The organism is Ruegeria sp. CE8 (assembly GCF_056537465.1).
Map to the genome: position 1 here is coordinate 15616 of NZ_JBQFRP010000009.1, position 15907 is coordinate 31522.

Annotated in this window: 14 protein-coding genes; 4 read left to right on the plus strand and 10 right to left on the minus strand. The window is 58.3% G+C overall.

The window, feature by feature from the left end:
* Positions 1 to 88: 88 nt before the first annotated feature.
* Positions 89 to 376 carry an HU family DNA-binding protein gene (locus tag ACR0AA_RS14835; RefSeq protein WP_039533371.1) on the plus strand — a complete coding sequence of 96 codons (288 nt, stop codon included), beginning with the start codon at positions 89 to 91 and terminating at the stop codon, positions 374 to 376.
* Between the two features lie 125 nt (positions 377 to 501).
* On the opposite strand, the gene ACR0AA_RS14840 is transcribed toward ACR0AA_RS14835, so the two are convergent.
* Positions 502 to 927 carry a nuclear transport factor 2-like protein gene (locus tag ACR0AA_RS14840; RefSeq protein ID WP_480666075.1) on the minus strand — a complete coding sequence of 142 codons (426 nt, stop codon included), beginning with the start codon at positions 925 to 927 and terminating at the stop codon, positions 502 to 504.
* 271 nt (positions 928 to 1198) lie between these two features.
* Positions 1199 to 2395, minus strand: a complete 1197-nt coding sequence (locus ACR0AA_RS14845) for a BCCT family transporter (protein WP_480666088.1) — start codon at positions 2393 to 2395, stop codon at positions 1199 to 1201.
* A 181-nt stretch (positions 2396 to 2576) separates the two neighbouring features.
* Between ACR0AA_RS14845 and ACR0AA_RS14850 the strand changes: the two genes are divergently transcribed.
* Complete coding sequence (locus ACR0AA_RS14850; RefSeq protein ID WP_480756341.1) at positions 2577 to 3464, plus strand: DMT family transporter; 888 nt, start codon at positions 2577 to 2579, stop codon at positions 3462 to 3464.
* Here ACR0AA_RS14850 and ACR0AA_RS14855 read toward each other — a convergent pair.
* Positions 3440 to 3961, minus strand: coding sequence for a glutathione peroxidase (locus ACR0AA_RS14855; RefSeq protein ID WP_480756342.1), 522 nt, complete (start codon positions 3959 to 3961; stop codon positions 3440 to 3442). The genes ACR0AA_RS14850 and ACR0AA_RS14855 overlap by 25 nt on opposite strands.
* Positions 3962 to 4106: 145 nt before the next feature.
* Here ACR0AA_RS14855 and msrB point away from each other — a divergent pair, with 145 nt between their 5' ends.
* Both msrB and msrA read left to right on the plus strand, forming a co-directional pair.
* On the plus strand, positions 4107 to 4556 hold the full coding sequence (gene msrB, locus ACR0AA_RS14860; protein ID WP_480756343.1) for a peptide-methionine (R)-S-oxide reductase MsrB: 450 nt from the start codon (positions 4107 to 4109) through the stop codon (positions 4554 to 4556).
* Positions 4553 to 5065 carry a peptide-methionine (S)-S-oxide reductase MsrA gene (gene msrA / locus ACR0AA_RS14865; protein WP_480756344.1) on the plus strand — a complete coding sequence of 171 codons (513 nt, stop codon included), beginning with the start codon at positions 4553 to 4555 and terminating at the stop codon, positions 5063 to 5065. Before msrB ends, msrA begins: the two co-directional genes overlap by 4 nt.
* Before the next feature lie 24 nt (positions 5066 to 5089).
* Here msrA and ACR0AA_RS14870 read toward each other — a convergent pair whose 3' ends face one another.
* The 7 genes from ACR0AA_RS14870 to ACR0AA_RS14900 all read right to left on the minus strand — a co-directional run bounded on the left by ACR0AA_RS14870 (position 5090) and on the right by ACR0AA_RS14900 (position 15887).
* Complete coding sequence (locus ACR0AA_RS14870) at positions 5090 to 7093, minus strand: hydantoinase/oxoprolinase family protein (RefSeq protein ID WP_480756345.1); 2004 nt, start codon at positions 7091 to 7093, stop codon at positions 5090 to 5092.
* 72 nt (positions 7094 to 7165) lie between these two features.
* Positions 7166 to 8203 (minus strand): tRNA epoxyqueuosine(34) reductase QueG, encoded by a 1038-nt coding sequence (gene queG / locus ACR0AA_RS14875; RefSeq protein WP_480666069.1) that lies wholly within the window; start codon positions 8201 to 8203, stop codon positions 7166 to 7168.
* Between the two features lie 73 nt (positions 8204 to 8276).
* Positions 8277 to 8942: an FtsZ-binding protein FzlA gene (gene fzlA, locus ACR0AA_RS14880; protein WP_480666068.1), complete on the minus strand. Its 666-nt coding sequence runs from the start codon at positions 8940 to 8942 to the stop codon at positions 8277 to 8279.
* Positions 8943 to 9000: 58 nt separating this feature from the next.
* Positions 9001 to 9735, minus strand: a complete 735-nt coding sequence (gene mtgA, locus ACR0AA_RS14885) for a monofunctional biosynthetic peptidoglycan transglycosylase (RefSeq protein WP_480756346.1) — start codon at positions 9733 to 9735, stop codon at positions 9001 to 9003.
* A gap of 39 nt (positions 9736 to 9774) precedes the next feature.
* Positions 9775 to 10734 (minus strand): Hint domain-containing protein, encoded by a 960-nt coding sequence (locus ACR0AA_RS14890; RefSeq protein WP_480756347.1) that lies wholly within the window; start codon positions 10732 to 10734, stop codon positions 9775 to 9777.
* A gap of 186 nt (positions 10735 to 10920) precedes the next feature.
* The gene (gltB, locus tag ACR0AA_RS14895; protein ID WP_480666065.1) at positions 10921 to 15453 is read right to left on the minus strand and encodes a glutamate synthase large subunit; all 4533 of its coding nucleotides are present in this window, start codon (positions 15451 to 15453) and stop codon (positions 10921 to 10923) included.
* Positions 15450 to 15887: a GFA family protein gene (locus ACR0AA_RS14900; RefSeq protein WP_480666064.1), complete on the minus strand. Its 438-nt coding sequence runs from the start codon at positions 15885 to 15887 to the stop codon at positions 15450 to 15452. Before ACR0AA_RS14900 ends, gltB begins: the two co-directional genes overlap by 4 nt.
* Positions 15888 to 15907: the final 20 nt, after the last annotated feature.

Sequence of the window (15907 nt, forward strand, 5' to 3'; positions counted from 1 at the left end):
CGCTACTATTCGTTGTGTTCGCCCACAATATCCCGTTACAGTTACGCGGTGAGGCCCTATGTATCGGGCACGTTAAGGAGACCAAGAAATGGCAAAGCCTATGACAAAGACTCAGCTGGTTGCTGCTCTCGCTGAGGAAATGGGAACCGACAAGAAAGCTGCAAACGCAGCGTTGGAGGCCATGACCGGCCTGATCACCCGCGAAGTTTCGGCCGGCGGCGCAGTGACCCTGCCCGGCGTTGGCAAAATCTACTGCCGCGAGCGCCCCGAGCGCATGGTACGCAACCCCGCCACCGGCGAGCAGTTCAAGAAAGAAGCCGACAAAGTGGTCAAGATGACCATTGCGAAAGCTCTGAAGGACAGCGTGAACGGCTGATCTCAGCTTTCACTGCGACATGATTGAGGGCCGCCAGTTGGGGGCCCTTTTTCATTTCCACAACCTGAAACCGGTCTTTCGTTTTTCCCTGCTTTAAGCTCTTTGTTCTTCCCGAGAACCCCAAGTCACTGCTCAGGCGTGTATGCCGGATTGTAGATCGAATACACTCTGACATAGGTGAACTTGTTGTTAGGGCTTACATCGTAAAACGCACACATCATAAGGCGGAATTTTGTACCTGCTTTGTATGAAACACCGTTCCAATCAACGTCCTCCCTGCACAAGAAGTCTATCGGTGCTTCTGACGCCACTGTAGTCGCGTTTGCCAGGTAGTGCGTGTGGGCAAGAATAACCTCTTGCATCTTGTCACCAACCCCGCCCCAAAAACTCAGAACTTCTTCTCTGCCGATGTTTTTTCGCGCCTGCGGCACATACTCAAAGGTGGCGTCTTGTTCGTAGTACTTGTCGAAAAAGTCTGACAGAGACATCCCGCCGACAAAAGTTGAGTTAAAGTCACTTATGTATTCTTGGTATCTGGCTTCGCTGAACATGTTCCAACCTCGTCACAAAATACGCTGGTGATAACTGCCGCACTGCCCTCAAAAGCGCGTCGGTTACTGTTAGTGTAGTCCTACGACCACTGAAAATGCACGCCCCACCGTTTTAGTTCTGCCTGCGGGCCAGTTGTACGAAAGTCCCTGCGGTACCATTCTTTCTCGACCGACGGAAAACTGGCGCTACGAACCCGGCCGCAGATAGAAGTCGCGAATACAAAAAAACGGGCGCTAAAGGCGCCCGTTTCTAGTTCTTATCTATGACTGATCAGTGAACCGTCTCGACCTTGTGGAAGTCCAGATCACGATCTTCGGGCATTGAATCGATGCTCAACACCTCTTTGCGCTTGGTGATCAGGATGTAGACCACGCAAGCCAGATAGAGGCCGACGACAACCGCGCCGATCCACTGGATCTGCAGCCACTGGCTCTGGAACAGCAGGGTCAGGATGAACAGCAGTGCGACGTTGCCACCCACATAGATCGCCTTGCCAAAGCGCTCGACCGTCAGGTTCAGGTTGTCGGTGTACAGGCGGATCAGCGAGTCCAGCGAGTTGATCACGAAGGTCACGCCCACGATCACCATCGCGATGTTGGTGATGCCTGCGGTGCTGATGCCGTTCAGGTGATAGTAGTAAAGAACGGTGAACCAGATCCCCAGCGGAATCGACGGGAAGATCAGCAAAGCTGCCAGCAATTGCCATGTTGTCAGACCACCGACAAAGCGCGAGGTGAACTGGCCGATCATGATCGACCACGCGAACCACCAGAACAAATAGAAGGCGTGATAGTCGGTCAACGGCAGGACGAACTTGTGGATATTGGCGAAATAGGCACCGATATTACTGCTGGTTTCTGCGAAACCGGTCATTCCCATACCTGCCGCGGCCCACATGCCGATGATCAGCGCCAGGAACAGGAAGGTCGAGCCCACCGACAGGATACGTACGTATTTCAGGTCGGTAGACGAATAAGCCGCCGCCAGAATGACCACGAACACGATGATATAGAAGGTGGTAACCACGGATTCGCCGTCTCCGACCTCGGGCAGGTAACCCGGCAGGTAGATCAGGAACAGGCTGGCGGTGAAGGCGCAGGTGCCGATGATCACCACGTTGTTGATCAGCTTGACCAGTGGGATCTCAAAGAACTTCACACGCGGTTCGATGACGCAGAAGTAGAACGCTGTCAGGAAGTAGAAGGCCCAGATCAGAAAGCCCCAGAACCCGAACTCGATGGCCAGCGGGTTTGCAAAGGCGTAGGCCGGTTCCTCGGCATAGCCGCCGAATTCGGTCAGCGGGAACATGATAAGCCCCACGTCCAATCCGGAAGTGAACAGGATCGCGATGAACGTGAACAGATGCACGGGCGTCACGCCCACACAGCGCAGATTCCACCACTTCACGACGAAGAAAGCGACCAGGCCCAATGCCAGTAGGACGCCAAAAGACAGAATGTACTCCAGAAACACCAACATACCTCCCTTGGTTAGTCAGAGTGCGGATCGCATAGCGTTAATTGACTAATCAATCAACAATCATGACGCCGTTGAGCCCGACAGACGCGTCCTGTGATGTTTTTGACGCGTGGCGCTTGCACGGCGCAGGAAATTCGGAAACAGTCGCGGCGTTCGGGAAGGGGTCGCCATGGATCTGCGCGCCATAGCCATGGGGCTGACATTTGCCTTTATCTGGTCATCAGCCTTTACCTCGGCGCGGATCATCGTGGCAGATGCGTCACCCCTGTTTTCGCTGGCATTGCGGTTTCTGATCTCGGGGCTTCTGGGGGTCGCGATTGCCCGCGCCATGGGTCAAAGCTGGCGGCTGACCCGCACGCAGTGGTATGCGACCATTCTGTTCGGAATTTGCCAAAATGCCCTTTATTTGGGTCTGAACTTTTACGCGATGCAAACAGTCGAAGCGTCTGTGGCCGCTATTATTGCATCAACAATGCCATTGATCGTCGCGCTTGCCAGTTGGGCGCTGTTTCATGAAAAACTGCGGCCTTTGGGTGTAGTCGGATTGCTGGCCGGATTTGCCGGCGTGGCACTGATCATGAGCAGTCGGATCAATGCCGGTGCGGACCTGTTCGGCGTCATGTTGTGCGGCCTAGGGGCACTGGCGCTCAGCTTTGCGACGCTGGCTGTGCGCGGAGCAACTTCAGGCGGCAATTTCATGATGGTGGTCGGACTTCAGATGCTCGTGGGCGCCGCCGTACTATTTGTCGCCGCCCCCGTCTTCGAGACCATTTACATCCACCCCAACATACCGTGGATGCTGGCATTCGCTTACACGACGCTGTTCCCGGGCCTGCTTGCGACGTTGATCTGGTTCTTATTGCTGAATCGAATTGGTGCGATCCGCGCTGCGACCTTTCATTTTTTGAACCCGGTTTTCGGAGTCGCAATAGCAGCGCTGCTGTTGGGCGAAAAACTCAGCCCCATCGACGCGGTAGGTGTGGGCGTTACAACGCTGGGCATTCTGGCGGTGCAGCTATCCCGGCAAACCGATCAACGCAGCAAAGCTTCAACCTGACGCAAGAGCTTGGGCGAATCCGGTTTGACGTTGGACCCATAGGTTGCAACGACCTCGCCCGTTGGATCAATCAGGATTTTATTGAAGTTCCACTTGGGCACAAAACCCGTTTGCTGGGCCACCGCCCGATAAAACGGATGCGCACCGGCACCTTTGACCGAGGTGATGTCGGTCATGGGCAGGGTCAGGCCATAGTTCATCTCACAGAACTGCTTTACCTCTTGGGCCGAGCCCAGTTCCTGATTGAACGAATCCGAGGGGACGGCCAAAACGACCAATCCCCGATCCGCATAGGTTTCATAAACCTTCTGCAGACCTGCGTACTGCCCTGTAAACCCACATTGGGACGCCGTATTGACCACTAAAACCGGCTGGCCTCGCCAATCTTCGATGGACAATGTGCCCCCATCGATCGAGTCAAACTCTCCGGTCAAAGGCGCAGCTTGCACTGCTCGGGCGACCAACAGCAGGGAAAATAAAAGAAGCAGTCTAAACACGGCGGCACCTCCTTTATTGAGAATTACGTGTTCTTACGGCATTCGGATCACACGCACGAGCGCGCGAGGTGGCTGAAATATGATTTTGATTTCTGCTTTGTTATGACCAAATAGTAGCCCAAGTCTCATCAAAACCGGAGGAGCCATGACCCGCTACACCAAAGACCCCGAGGCCATCGCCGCTCTGTCTTCCGAAGAATACCATGTTACACAGCGCAGCGGTACCGAGCGGCCTGGTACAGGCAAACTACTGGGTAACAAGGAACCGGGGATTTATGTGGATATCGTTTCGGGCGAGCCTCTATTCGCCTCAACCCACAAATACGAATCCGGGTGCGGCTGGCCCAGCTTCACAAAGCCGATCGTGCATGAACATGTCGAAGAGTTTCGCGACGCGTCACTGGGCATGATCCGCACCGAGGTGCGCTCGAAACATGGGGACAGCCATCTGGGGCATGTGTTCCCCGACGGCCCGCGTGAACATGGCGGGCTGCGCTATTGCATCAACTCTGCCGCCTTGCGGTTCATCCATCGCGATGAGATGGAGGCTGAAGGCTATGGCGAATACCTGATCCATGTGGAGGACATCCAATGACCGAACAACGCGCCGTTCTTGCCGGAGGCTGCTTTTGGGGCATGCAGGACCTGATCCGCAAACTGCCCGGCGTTTCCCGCACTCGTGTCGGCTATACCGGAGGCGACGTGCCGAACGCGACCTATCGCAACCATGGCACCCATGCCGAAGGGATCGAGATCTGGTTCGACCCGGCACAGATCACTTTTCGCGATCTGCTCGAGTTTTTCTTTCAGATCCATGACCCCACCACCTTGAACCGACAGGGCAATGACCGCGGCATGAGCTACCGCTCTGCCATCTACTACGTGGACGACGCCCAGAAACAGGTGGCCGAAGATACGATTGCAGATGTGAACGCCAGCGGCATCTGGCCCGGCAAAGTCGTGACCGAGGTCGAACCCGTCGGCGATTTCTGGGAAGCCGAGCCCGAGCATCAGGATTACCTGGAGCGCATTCCCAACGGGTACACCTGCCACTTCCCGCGCCCCGATTGGGTTCTTCTGAAACGGTCCAGCGCGGCTGAGTGAAATAATCGGTAGCCCCGGTTGGGGCTACCCAACCGCCACCCGGGGCCGTCCACTGGCCTCAACCGTGATCAGCGCCTCGACAAACACGTCCTGCGCTTCGACGCGCGCGGTGCGGATGTCGCGGTCGACGACCACACGGATGTCTGCAGCACCTGCCTGCCGCACCGCCCCTTCTGCCTGATCTCGCAGCACGGATTCCAACAGCGCCAACGCTTTGTCGGATTCACTGAAATCCTGTGGACCGTCTTCCAGATGCACCCTAAAGCGCCCCTCGGACGGGGAAGTCACGGTCCCGGACTTGCGCAAGGTCAGCCGACCAACCACTGCCCCAATGGCGTTCGCCACACCGGCATGTTCGGGCAGGATCATCTTGCAATGCAACCGATCCCCTACCGCGGGATAATAGCTCGGGGCTGATGCCCCAAGGCCCACGACATCCACGTTTAGCGCAACGTCCAGCGCCAACAAACCGCGATGTTTCGCCAGCCCTCTTTGTGTCAGAACATGCCGGGCCAGATCAGCAGAAGGGACACCAAATCTCTCAGCCTCTTCCGCAAAAGCAGTCTCTAACAAGGTCAATGAGGTTTGTTCGGTCAACTGATCCACAATCATTTGCGCCAGTTGTTCCGGCGTAGCGGCCAACCTGTCACCGGTTCCCACCCGCCTACGCGCAACCAGCTCCAGCGCTTTGTGGGCCGCATCGGCATCCCATGCGTCCAGACGGCCCAGAACATGGCTGGCATCCGATGGCGTCACGCCCGAAACCTGAACGACACCCCGATCCACCAACCGAGACAGGGCACCGCTCTCCATACGAGTGCGCAGCAAATCACTCAGGGGCAAGACGTTCTCGCCCAACCGCTCCAACAGGGACTCTTCGCGTGATCCCAATCCTTCGGCATTGATACCCGGAACACGGCGGGCAAACCGTGTGTCATGTTCGCCAACGGTTGTGGCGCGCAGTTGCTTATCCAGAACCGCGTGAACGATGTCTGGCGCCTCGGCAGCAATCAGAGAAACCGGCAGCACCCTCCGTGGACCGAGGAACACACCGCCGCCCAGTCCTTCGGTGACCACATGAACCTGGCTGTCGCCGCCCAAACCATGCGTCCGCATGGCCACAGCTTCGACCATGGTGCGGAATCCGCCAACCTGGGCGCCAGCAGGATCAATCGCGGGTTTACCATCCCGGATCAGCGCGACATCAGTTGTCGTGCCACCAATATCGGACACCAGTGCGTTCTCGACCCCTGTCAACCAGCTTGCGCCAACGATCGAGGCCGCCGGCCCGCTGAGGATGGTTTCAATCGGCCGCTCTCGCGCCTGTTCCGCGCTCATCAAAGCGCCATCGCCGCGCACAACCATCATCGGCGCGGTGATACCCAGATCGATCAACCGATCCTGTGCCCGCCCGATCAGACGGTCGATCATCCCGATCAACCGCGCATTCAAAACAGCCGTTACCGCGCGCTTTGGGCCATTCAACTTTGCAGAAAGCTGGTGTGAACAGGTTACCGGAGCACCGGTTTTCTCACCAATGATACGAGCGGCCTCCAACTCATGCGCCGGGTTCCTTGTGGCGAATTGCGCGGCAACCGCAAAGCCGGAGACATCTTTATGGGAAGCCAGGAAAGCTTTGAGCGCTGCGGTGTCCAACGGTGCAGCTTCACCACCGGCATGGCTATGTCCGCCGCCAATCACAAGCGCCGGGTCACCCTTCAGCGCATCCCGCAGCCCGTGTTTCTCCAGATCGCTGTCCTTGAAACCGATATACACCAGTGCAACACGGCCGCCCTGCCCTTCGACCAGCGCATTGGTCGCCAGTGTGGTCGACAAAGACGCCATCGAGATCTGATCCGGCCGTACCTGTGCCTGATCCAACACCGCCGAAATCGCCTTACCGACACCAATTGCCAGATCGGCCCGCGTGGTCAGGGACTTGGCCGAGGCGATCACCTCTTTCTCGTCCCGGATCAGCACCGCATCCGTGTAGGTTCCACCCGTATCCACCCCCAAAGCCAACGCCATCGGGATCTCCTTCCTGTTCGCTAAGCACGGGTGTAGCGGTTTGGACCGACACGTCCAGCCTGTTTGCGGCACTTATGGCAGTCGTTTCACCGCCCAGCGCGCCGCATCCGCCACTGTCGGGTCGGGATCATTGGCCAACGACTGCGCTATGGGCTTCAGATCAGGCCGCTGCGCGTTGCCGATGGCATACAGCACATTCCGCGCGAAACGGTCCCGGCCAATTCGCTTAATCGGAGAGCCCGAGAATTTTGCCCTGAACGCAGCGTCGTCCAGAACGGCCAACTCGGCCAAAGGTGGTGCTTTCAGATCATCGCGGGCGGCATACCGTATATCGCTCGCAGCGACGGCAAACTTGTTCCACGGACACGCGGCCAAACAATCGTCACATCCATAGATCCGGTTTCCCAGCTTCGGGCGCAGCTCTTCGTCTACGGGGCCTTTGTGTTCGATCGTCAGATAGGAAATGCAGCGCCGAGCGTCCAACTGGTACGGCGCAGGAAACGCATCTGTCGGACACGCATCCAGGCAGGCCCGGCACTTCCCGCAGTGATCCGTTTCCGCCATATCGGCGGGCAGATCCAAAGTGGTGAATATAGACCCTATAAAAGCCCAATTCCCCCAATCCCGACTGACCAGGTTGGTGTGTTTCCCTTGCCACCCCAAACCCGCAGCGTGACCCAATGCCTTTTCCGGAACGGGCGCAGTATCGACAAATACCTTCACTTCTCCACCCGCTTCGGCAATCAACCAGCGGGCCAGCCGTTTCAGCCGCTTCTTGACCAGATCGTGGTAATCTTTGTTCTGCGCATAGACGGATATCGCCGCCTTATCCGGGTGTTGCAGAACTTCGGTCGGATCATGTTCGGGCGTATAGCTTTCGGCCAGCATGATGACAGACCGGGCCTCGGGCCATAGCGCGGCCGGATCGCCACGCCAATGGGTTCGTTCGGCCATCCACCCCATTTGCCCGTGGTGTCCGGCCTCCAGAAACGCCTCTAACCGAGGTGGTACGTCGGGCACGTCCCAAGGGCGACACACCCGGCAGGAAACAAATCCTTCGCCAAGCGCTTGTGCCACCAGTTTTTCTTTCATACCCGATCCGTTCGTCATCTGGTCCAAAATACCTTCGGGGGTGAATTGACCCAGGGGGCCATAAGGGGGAGACAGCCCCCTCAACACCCTATCAGAAATCCAGATCAGCGTAATGGGGCGGCGGCCGGAACCCTGGCACCTGATCCGCCAAAATTGACCGGAACGCAGGCCGCGACTTGATCTTTGCGTACCAGTCCTTGACCGCCTGAGAGCGGTTCCAATCCACGTCCGAGATATAATCCAAAGCCGACAAATGCGCGGCAGCTGCAAAATCCGCGAGCGACATCTGATCCCCGGCCAGCCAGCGACGTTGATCCAGCAACCACGCCATGTAGTCCAGGTGATACTTGATCGCCTTTGCCCCGGCTTTGACGTTCTTGCTGTCCGGATAGCCCTGCCCGGTCACTTTCTTGTTCACCCGCTCATACAGAAGTTTCGAGGTTACCTCGTGATGGAACTTGTCATCGAACCACCCTACCAGACGCCGCACCTCGTACCGCGCTTCGGGGGATTTAGGCATCAGCGGAGGCTCGGGCCGTGTTTCCTCGATGTACTCACAAATGGCCGCACTTTCCGCCATGACCTGCCCATCCAGCCGCAGAACCGGTACTTTTCCGGCTGGGTTACGGCGCAGGAAATCGGGGTCTTGTTCCCAGTATCGTTCCTCGACCAGCTCAACTTCGATCTTTTTTTCCGCCAGCGACAGGCGCACCTTGCGGCAATACGGGGACAGGGGAACATGAAACAGACGCGCCATGGGCTTCCAATCGAACCAGTGAATACCCCCCAGCTTTAGCCTTGAGGGGCGTAGGGTTTCAATCCTCGAAACAATCCGCGCGACCATCTGCGCGGATGGTGGCCGCTCCGTCGAGGATAGCAGCCGCCCGGCGGCGGGTGCGCACCGAGGGGTCCGTGACTGATCTGTTACGTGGAGACGGCAGGATTGCCGCCAGCCGCGCCGCCTGAACCGGAGACATATTGGCCGCGCTGACGCCGTAATAGCGTTGTGCTGCGGCCTCGACCCCGAACAGCCCCTGACCGGTTTCGGCTACGTTCAGATAAACCTCGAGGATTCGCTGCTTGCTCCAGAAGATTTCGACCACAGGCGTGATCAATGTCTCGAGCGCTTTTCGTACCCAACTACGCCCCTGCCACAGGAAAACGTTCTTCACCACTTGCTGGGTAATGGTCGAAGCGCCTCGGCTACCGCCATCTTCCAGTGCATCCCGGATGGCTTCGACATCGAAGCCCCAGTGCAGACAGAAATTGGCATCCTCAGCCGCCACAACGGATCGCGCCATGATCGGAGAAATTTCTTCGAACGGCATCCAATCCCGCTCGACCTTGCCCAAACGGCGCCACTCGGACCAGATCGTATGGGTCACCGGCGGATCGATCACCGAATAAAGAAGGACCAAGCCGACGACAAAGACCACTGCGCCCAAAGCGACGCGAGTCGCCCAGAGACGCAGCCGCGGGACAATTGATTTCCTAGTTTTTGACGCCTTGCTATTTTTACTGCTCGACTTGCGCGCTGCTTTTTTTGCCATGCTGTTGCTATACGACGCGGCGACGGGGTTTGGAACGGTTTATATCGCGATGGCCCGCGCCTCGCGCGGGCGCACAACCGGCCGGGCGGTTTCCGGCAAAGTGGGGCGACGGCGACCCAGTTCCGGAAACAGGCGCAGAACTTCGGCCTGAACGTCCTTGTCCGCCTGCGAAATCGCGTGACCCGGATAGTAGCTTTCGCTTTTCGCCCCATTGGCCGTAACGATCTCATGCTGCGAGAGCAGCAGATGAATATACTCGACCTGACCGCCTTCCACGCGGGTGACGGTGTCGCCGTTGACAAGGCAATGGGCTGCGATCAACACCTCGGAATGGCCAAACAGGAAAGGAGCGCGCCAGTCTTCAACCAACATCCGGTGCTGCGGCGAAACCGTCAGAGGGTGTTTCAGCCCCAATACCCCAGCCGCGAACCGGACCGGGGCCAACTTGCCTGTGGCTTCAACCGTGATTTTGCCAATCCAAAGCAAAGGTTGCGGGCCATTGTCGGCGGTCGTAACCAGATCTCCGGGCTTTAAATCCTCAACAAGTCGCGCACCATCAGGCGTATCGATCAACGTTCCGGGTGTGAAGCAGGGCGGGCCAAGATCGCCACCGCCAATATCGACGGAACCAAATCCATTTGGGTCACCAAAGTCATCGCTGACATCCGTGAAAGACGAGCTGACGAACGTTCCATTCTGCAGCACCTGGTTTCCATTGGGCGTAAAGACCCTGCGCCCATCGGCCAGATAGAAAGTGACCCCTGTATAGGTCACCTGAGTCCCATTACTCAGTTCGATCGTCACCATGTCGTTGAAAAAAGTCGATGTGATGTCAGACCCATCGACCGAGTCGCCGTTCAACCGGTTGACCAGGCCGTTGTCATTCTGATCCACGATATCCAAAGACTGTACCGTCAGCGGCGTCCCGACAACTGTGCCGTTGTTACCGGGGTTCGCCGGATCCAGCTCAAAGAACTGATCTGTATAGGTCGTGGGCATGCGCCTGCTCCTGCCTGCTCATCACGCTGGGACGCAGTTTGGCTGCAAATCCCGAATAATTTATGGCATTAGCTAGGCGCGAACTGCAAAAAAACGCAATAAACACACAGAATTCGTCGAAAATAGATAAAACCCGCGTGTTTCAGGTAACACGCGGGTTTCTTTGATCAGAGGGTGCCGGGCCGCTTATTCCGCCGGGACAGCGGCTGCCTCGGTGGTCAGAGGATGGCTGAGCTTGTTCAGCATCTCTTTCGGGCAGACCTGCAGGAAGTTGGCTTTTTCGACATCCCAATGCTGCAGAATGTCGGCGGCTTTGCGGCTATAAGTTTCAGCCTGATGCGTTTCGATCAGCGATTTCAGCTGCTCTTCCCAGTGGTCAACGGTCACCGGGCAGGTCACCAGTGTTTCCATGTTCATCAGCGCTTTGGCCTTGCCTTCGGGGTCGTACAGATAGGCCATGCCGCCCGTCATGCCCGCGCCAAAGTTTGCACCAATATCACCCAGGATTACTGCAACCCCGCCGGTCATGTATTCACACCCGTTCGAGCCGCAGCCTTCGATCACTACGGTTGCGCCCGAGTTACGCACTGCGAACCGCTCACCGGCCCGGCCGGCGGCGAACAGGTGGCCGTCGGTGGCGCCGTAAAGGACGGTGTTGCCGATGATGGTGTTCTCGTCTGCCTTCAGCGGGCTGACCTGCGGTGGACGCACGACGATCATGCCGCCCGAAAGACCCTTGCCCACATAGTCGTTCGCATCACCTGACACTTCCAGCTTCAGACCGGGCGCCGCAAAGGCCCCAAGCGACTGACCGGCCGAGCCTTGCAGCTTCACATGCAGGTGGTCGGGTTGGAACGTGTTCCGCATACCAAAGTTCTGCACGATATGGCTGGAGACACGGGTGCCCACGGTCCGGTGTGTGTTCTGGATCGCGTAAGACAGCTGCATTTTCTCACCGTCTTTCAAGAACCGGGCCGCGTCGCGGACGATCTCGGCATCCAGAGTATCCGGCACCGCGTTCCGATCCTTGTCGCGGTTGTAGACGATGTCATGTGCACCATCGACGGTGATCAGCAGCGGGTTGAGGTCCAGATCGTCCAGATGCGCCGAGCCACGGCTGACCTGCGCCAACAGATCGGCGCGGCCGATGATTTCATCAATCGAGCGCGCACCGAGGCTGGCCAGAAGCTCGCGCACTTCCTGCGCGTAGAAGGTGATCAGGTTCACCACCTTATCCGCATTGCCGGTGAACTTGGCCCGCAGGGATTCGTCCTGCGTACATACACCGACCGGGCAAGTGTTGGACTGACACTGACGCACCATGATACAGCCCATCGCGATCAGGGCAGCGGTGCCGATACCGTATTCCTCGGCGCCCATCATCGCGGCCATGACGATATCACGGCCTGTGCGCAGTCCACCATCGGTCCGCAGAGTGATGCGATCCCGCAGGTTATTCATTGCCAGAACCTGATGCGCTTCGGTCAGGCCCATTTCCCATGGCAGACCAGCGTATTTGATGCTGGTCGCGGGAGACGCGCCTGTGCCGCCGTTGTGGCCCGAGATCAGGATCACATCCGCCTTGGCCTTTGCAACGCCAGCGGCAATCGTGCCAACGCCCGACGAGGCCACCAGTTTCACCGTCACCTTGCAGCGCGGGTTGATCTGCTTGAGGTCATAGATCAGCTGCGCCAGATCCTCGATCGAGTAGATGTCATGGTGCGGCGGCGGCGAGATCAGCGTTACGCCCTTGGTCGAGTGACGCAGACGCGCGATCAGGTCGGTGACCTTCATGCCCGGCAGCTGACCACCCTCACCAGGTTTCGCACCCTGGGCGACTTTGATCTCCAGTTCTTCACACTGGTTCAAGTATTCGGCGGTCACGCCGAACCGGCCCGAGGCCACCTGCTTGATCTTGGCCGACGGGTTGTCGCCATTTGGCTCCGGAACGAAGTGTGCCGGATCTTCACCACCCTCACCTGAGTCGGATTTGGCGCCGATCCGGTTCATTGCCACGTTCAGCGTCTTGTGCGCCTCGGGCGACAGTGCGCCCAGCGACATCCCCGGCGTGACAAAGCGTTTGCGGATCGAAGTGATCGACTCAACTTCTTCAATTGGCACTGGCTTGCCCAGCGGTTTGAAATCCATCAGGTCGCGCAGATGGATCGGCGGGTTCGACTGCATCTTGGCCGAATACTGCTTCCACAGCTCATACGAGGCACGGTTGCAGGCCATCTGCATCATATGCATCGAGGTCGCTTCCCACGCGTGGGTCTCACCCGATTTCCGCGCTTTGTAGAAACCACCAATGGGCAGCACGTCCAAACCGCTATCCCAGCCTTTGGCGTGGATTTCTTCAAGCTTGGTCTGAATACCGGTCACACCGATACCCGAAATCCGGCTGGTCATGCCCGGGAAGTATTCCGCCACCATGGCGCGGCTGAGGCCGACGGCTTCAAAGTTCAGACCACCGCGATAGGACGAGATCACCGAGATACCCATCTTGGCCATGATCTTCAGCAGGCCCTGGTCAATCGCCTCGCGATAGCGCGCGACGTTTTCGGTCAGCGTGCCGTCCAGCAGGCCGCGATCAATGCGGTCGGCCAGCGAGTCTTCGGCCAAATAGGCGTTCACCACGGTCGCACCGCAGCCGATCAACACAGCAAAGTAATGCGGGTCGACACATTCCGCCGACCGCACGTTCAGCGAGCAGAAGGTCCGCAAGCCCTGGCGGGTCAGGTGTGAGTGCACAGCGCTGGTCGCCAGGATCATCGGCATCGCAACCCGGCCTTCGCCCGAGTGCATGTCCGTCAGCACCAGATGCCCTGCGCCCGAGCGCACAGCTTCTTCTGCTTCGGCTCTAACACGAGCCAATGCAGCGCTCAGCGCGCCTTGACCGGGCTCGAAACTGCAGTCGATTTCGGCCAGCGGCGCATCGAAGGTTTCGACAAGCTTGTCCCATTGCGCGTTGCCGACGAAGGGGCTTTCCAGAACGACGATCTCGGTCTGGCTGCTGTCTTCATCCAACACGTTCTTGAGGTTGGCGAACCGCGTTTTCAGCGACATCACGCGGTACTCGCGCAAAGAGTCGATCGGCGGATTTGTTACCTGGCTGAAGTTCTGCCGGAAGAAATGGCTGAGTGGCCGGTACTGCTTGGACAGAACCGCCGAGGGCGTGTCGTCGCCCATCGAGGCCAGAGCCTCTTTGCCGTCTTCCGCCATCGGGGCGAGGATCTGCTCCAGTTCTTCGACCGAATAACCCGCCGCGATCTGTCGCTTGCGCAGCTCTGCACCTGCAAAGATCGGGGCTTCGGTCACACCAGCCAGTGTGTCATCCAGATCGTTGATCTTGCCGACCCACTCACCGAACGGCAGCGCAGCGGCCAGTTTGTTCTTGATCTGGGTGTCGCGAAACAGCTTGCCCTTCTTCATGTCGACGGCCAGCATCTGGCCCGGCCCAAGCGCGCCTTTCTCGGTCACGGTGGCCTCATCGATCGGCACCATTCCGGCCTCGGACCCAGCGATCACAAGGCCGTCGCCGGTCACCACATAGCGCATCGGGCGCAGACCGTTCCGGTCCAGACCTGCGCAAACCCAACGACCATCGGTCATCGCCAGGGCTGCAGGGCCGTCCCACGGTTCCATCACCGAGTTGCAGTAGGAGTACATGTCACGCCATGCCTGTGGCAACTCGACCGCCTGCTTGGACCAGCTTTCCGGGACCAGCATGGTTTTCGCCATGGGCGCTGAGCGTCCGGCGCGCACCAGAACTTCGAAAACCGAGTCTAATGCGGCCGAATCCGATGATCCGCCTGCGATGATCGGCTTGATGTCTTCGGCGTAGTCGCCAAAGGTCCCGCTGGCCATGCGGATCTCATGGCTTTTCATCCAGTTGATGTTGCCCTTCAGCGTGTTGATCTCGCCGTTATGGGCCAGCATGCGGAACGGCTGAGCCAGCCACCACTGCGGGAAGGTGTTGGTCGAATAGCGCTGGTGATAGATCGCAAAGGCCGATTCAAAGCGTTCGTCCATCAGGTCGGGGTAAAACACGGCGACCTGCTCGGCCAGCATCATGCCTTTGTAGATGATCGAGCGGCAGGACAGCGACGCCAGATACAGACCCGAAATTCCCGCAGCTGTGGCAGCCTTTTCGATGCGGCGACGGATGACATACAGTTCACGCTCAAACGTCTCTTCGTCCACGCCCTTGGAGTTCGAGATCAGAATCTGCTCGATCTCTGGGCGGGTAGCGTTTGCCTTTTCGCCCAGGCAAGTCACATCGACCGGCACATGGCGCCAACCATAGATGTAGTAGCCCATGCGCAGAACTTCGGTTTCCACGATGGTCCGGCACCGCTCCTGCGCGCCGAAATCGGTGCGGGGCAGAAAGACCTGACCAACGGCGATGAGTTCATCCAGATTGGGCTCGTGACCTGTGCGACGGATCTGATCATAGAAGAAGGGCACCGGGATCTGTACATGAATGCCCGCGCCGTCGCCGGTCTTGCCGTCAGCGTCCACAGCACCACGGTGCCAGATCGCCTTGAGCGCATCGATGCCTGCATCGACAACCTTGCGGCTTTTCTTTCCGTCAATGGAAACAACAAGTCCCACACCACAGGAGGAATGCTCTTCTTCCTCGGAATAGAGACCGTTTTCCGCCATCCATTGGCGTTTGGCTTCTTCGGCCCGCACCCAATCGGCATCATATTTAGTCATTGGCTGTCTCCTTTTTCGGACGGGGCATACATGGCTTCGACCTCGGCTTTGGTCATCTGGTTCCGTTCGCCTTCGAACGCGTAGCCCCCGGGCTTTTTGTCGATATAGAGTTCAAGTTTCAGGTCGTTTCCGGCTGCGTTTTCAAACAGGCCGGCCGCCATTTGTGTCTGGCCGTGCATTTCGCCCGGCAGGGTGATCCGGTACCAAAGGGCCGAACCGCAAACCTCGCAAAAGGCGCGTTCGGCCCAGTCGGACGAGGTAAAAGTCTTCACCGGCCCCAGGGCGGCATAGCCGGGCTGCGCCGGAAATGTCACCAGCATCGAACTGGTCCAGCGGCGGCATTGGTCGCAATGGCACGCCCCCAGCGCATCCCGCGCAGGGGTTGCGGTCACCGTCACCGCGCCGCACATGCATTGGCCTTGCAATTCGGTCATTTCTGACGCTCCTGTCGCTG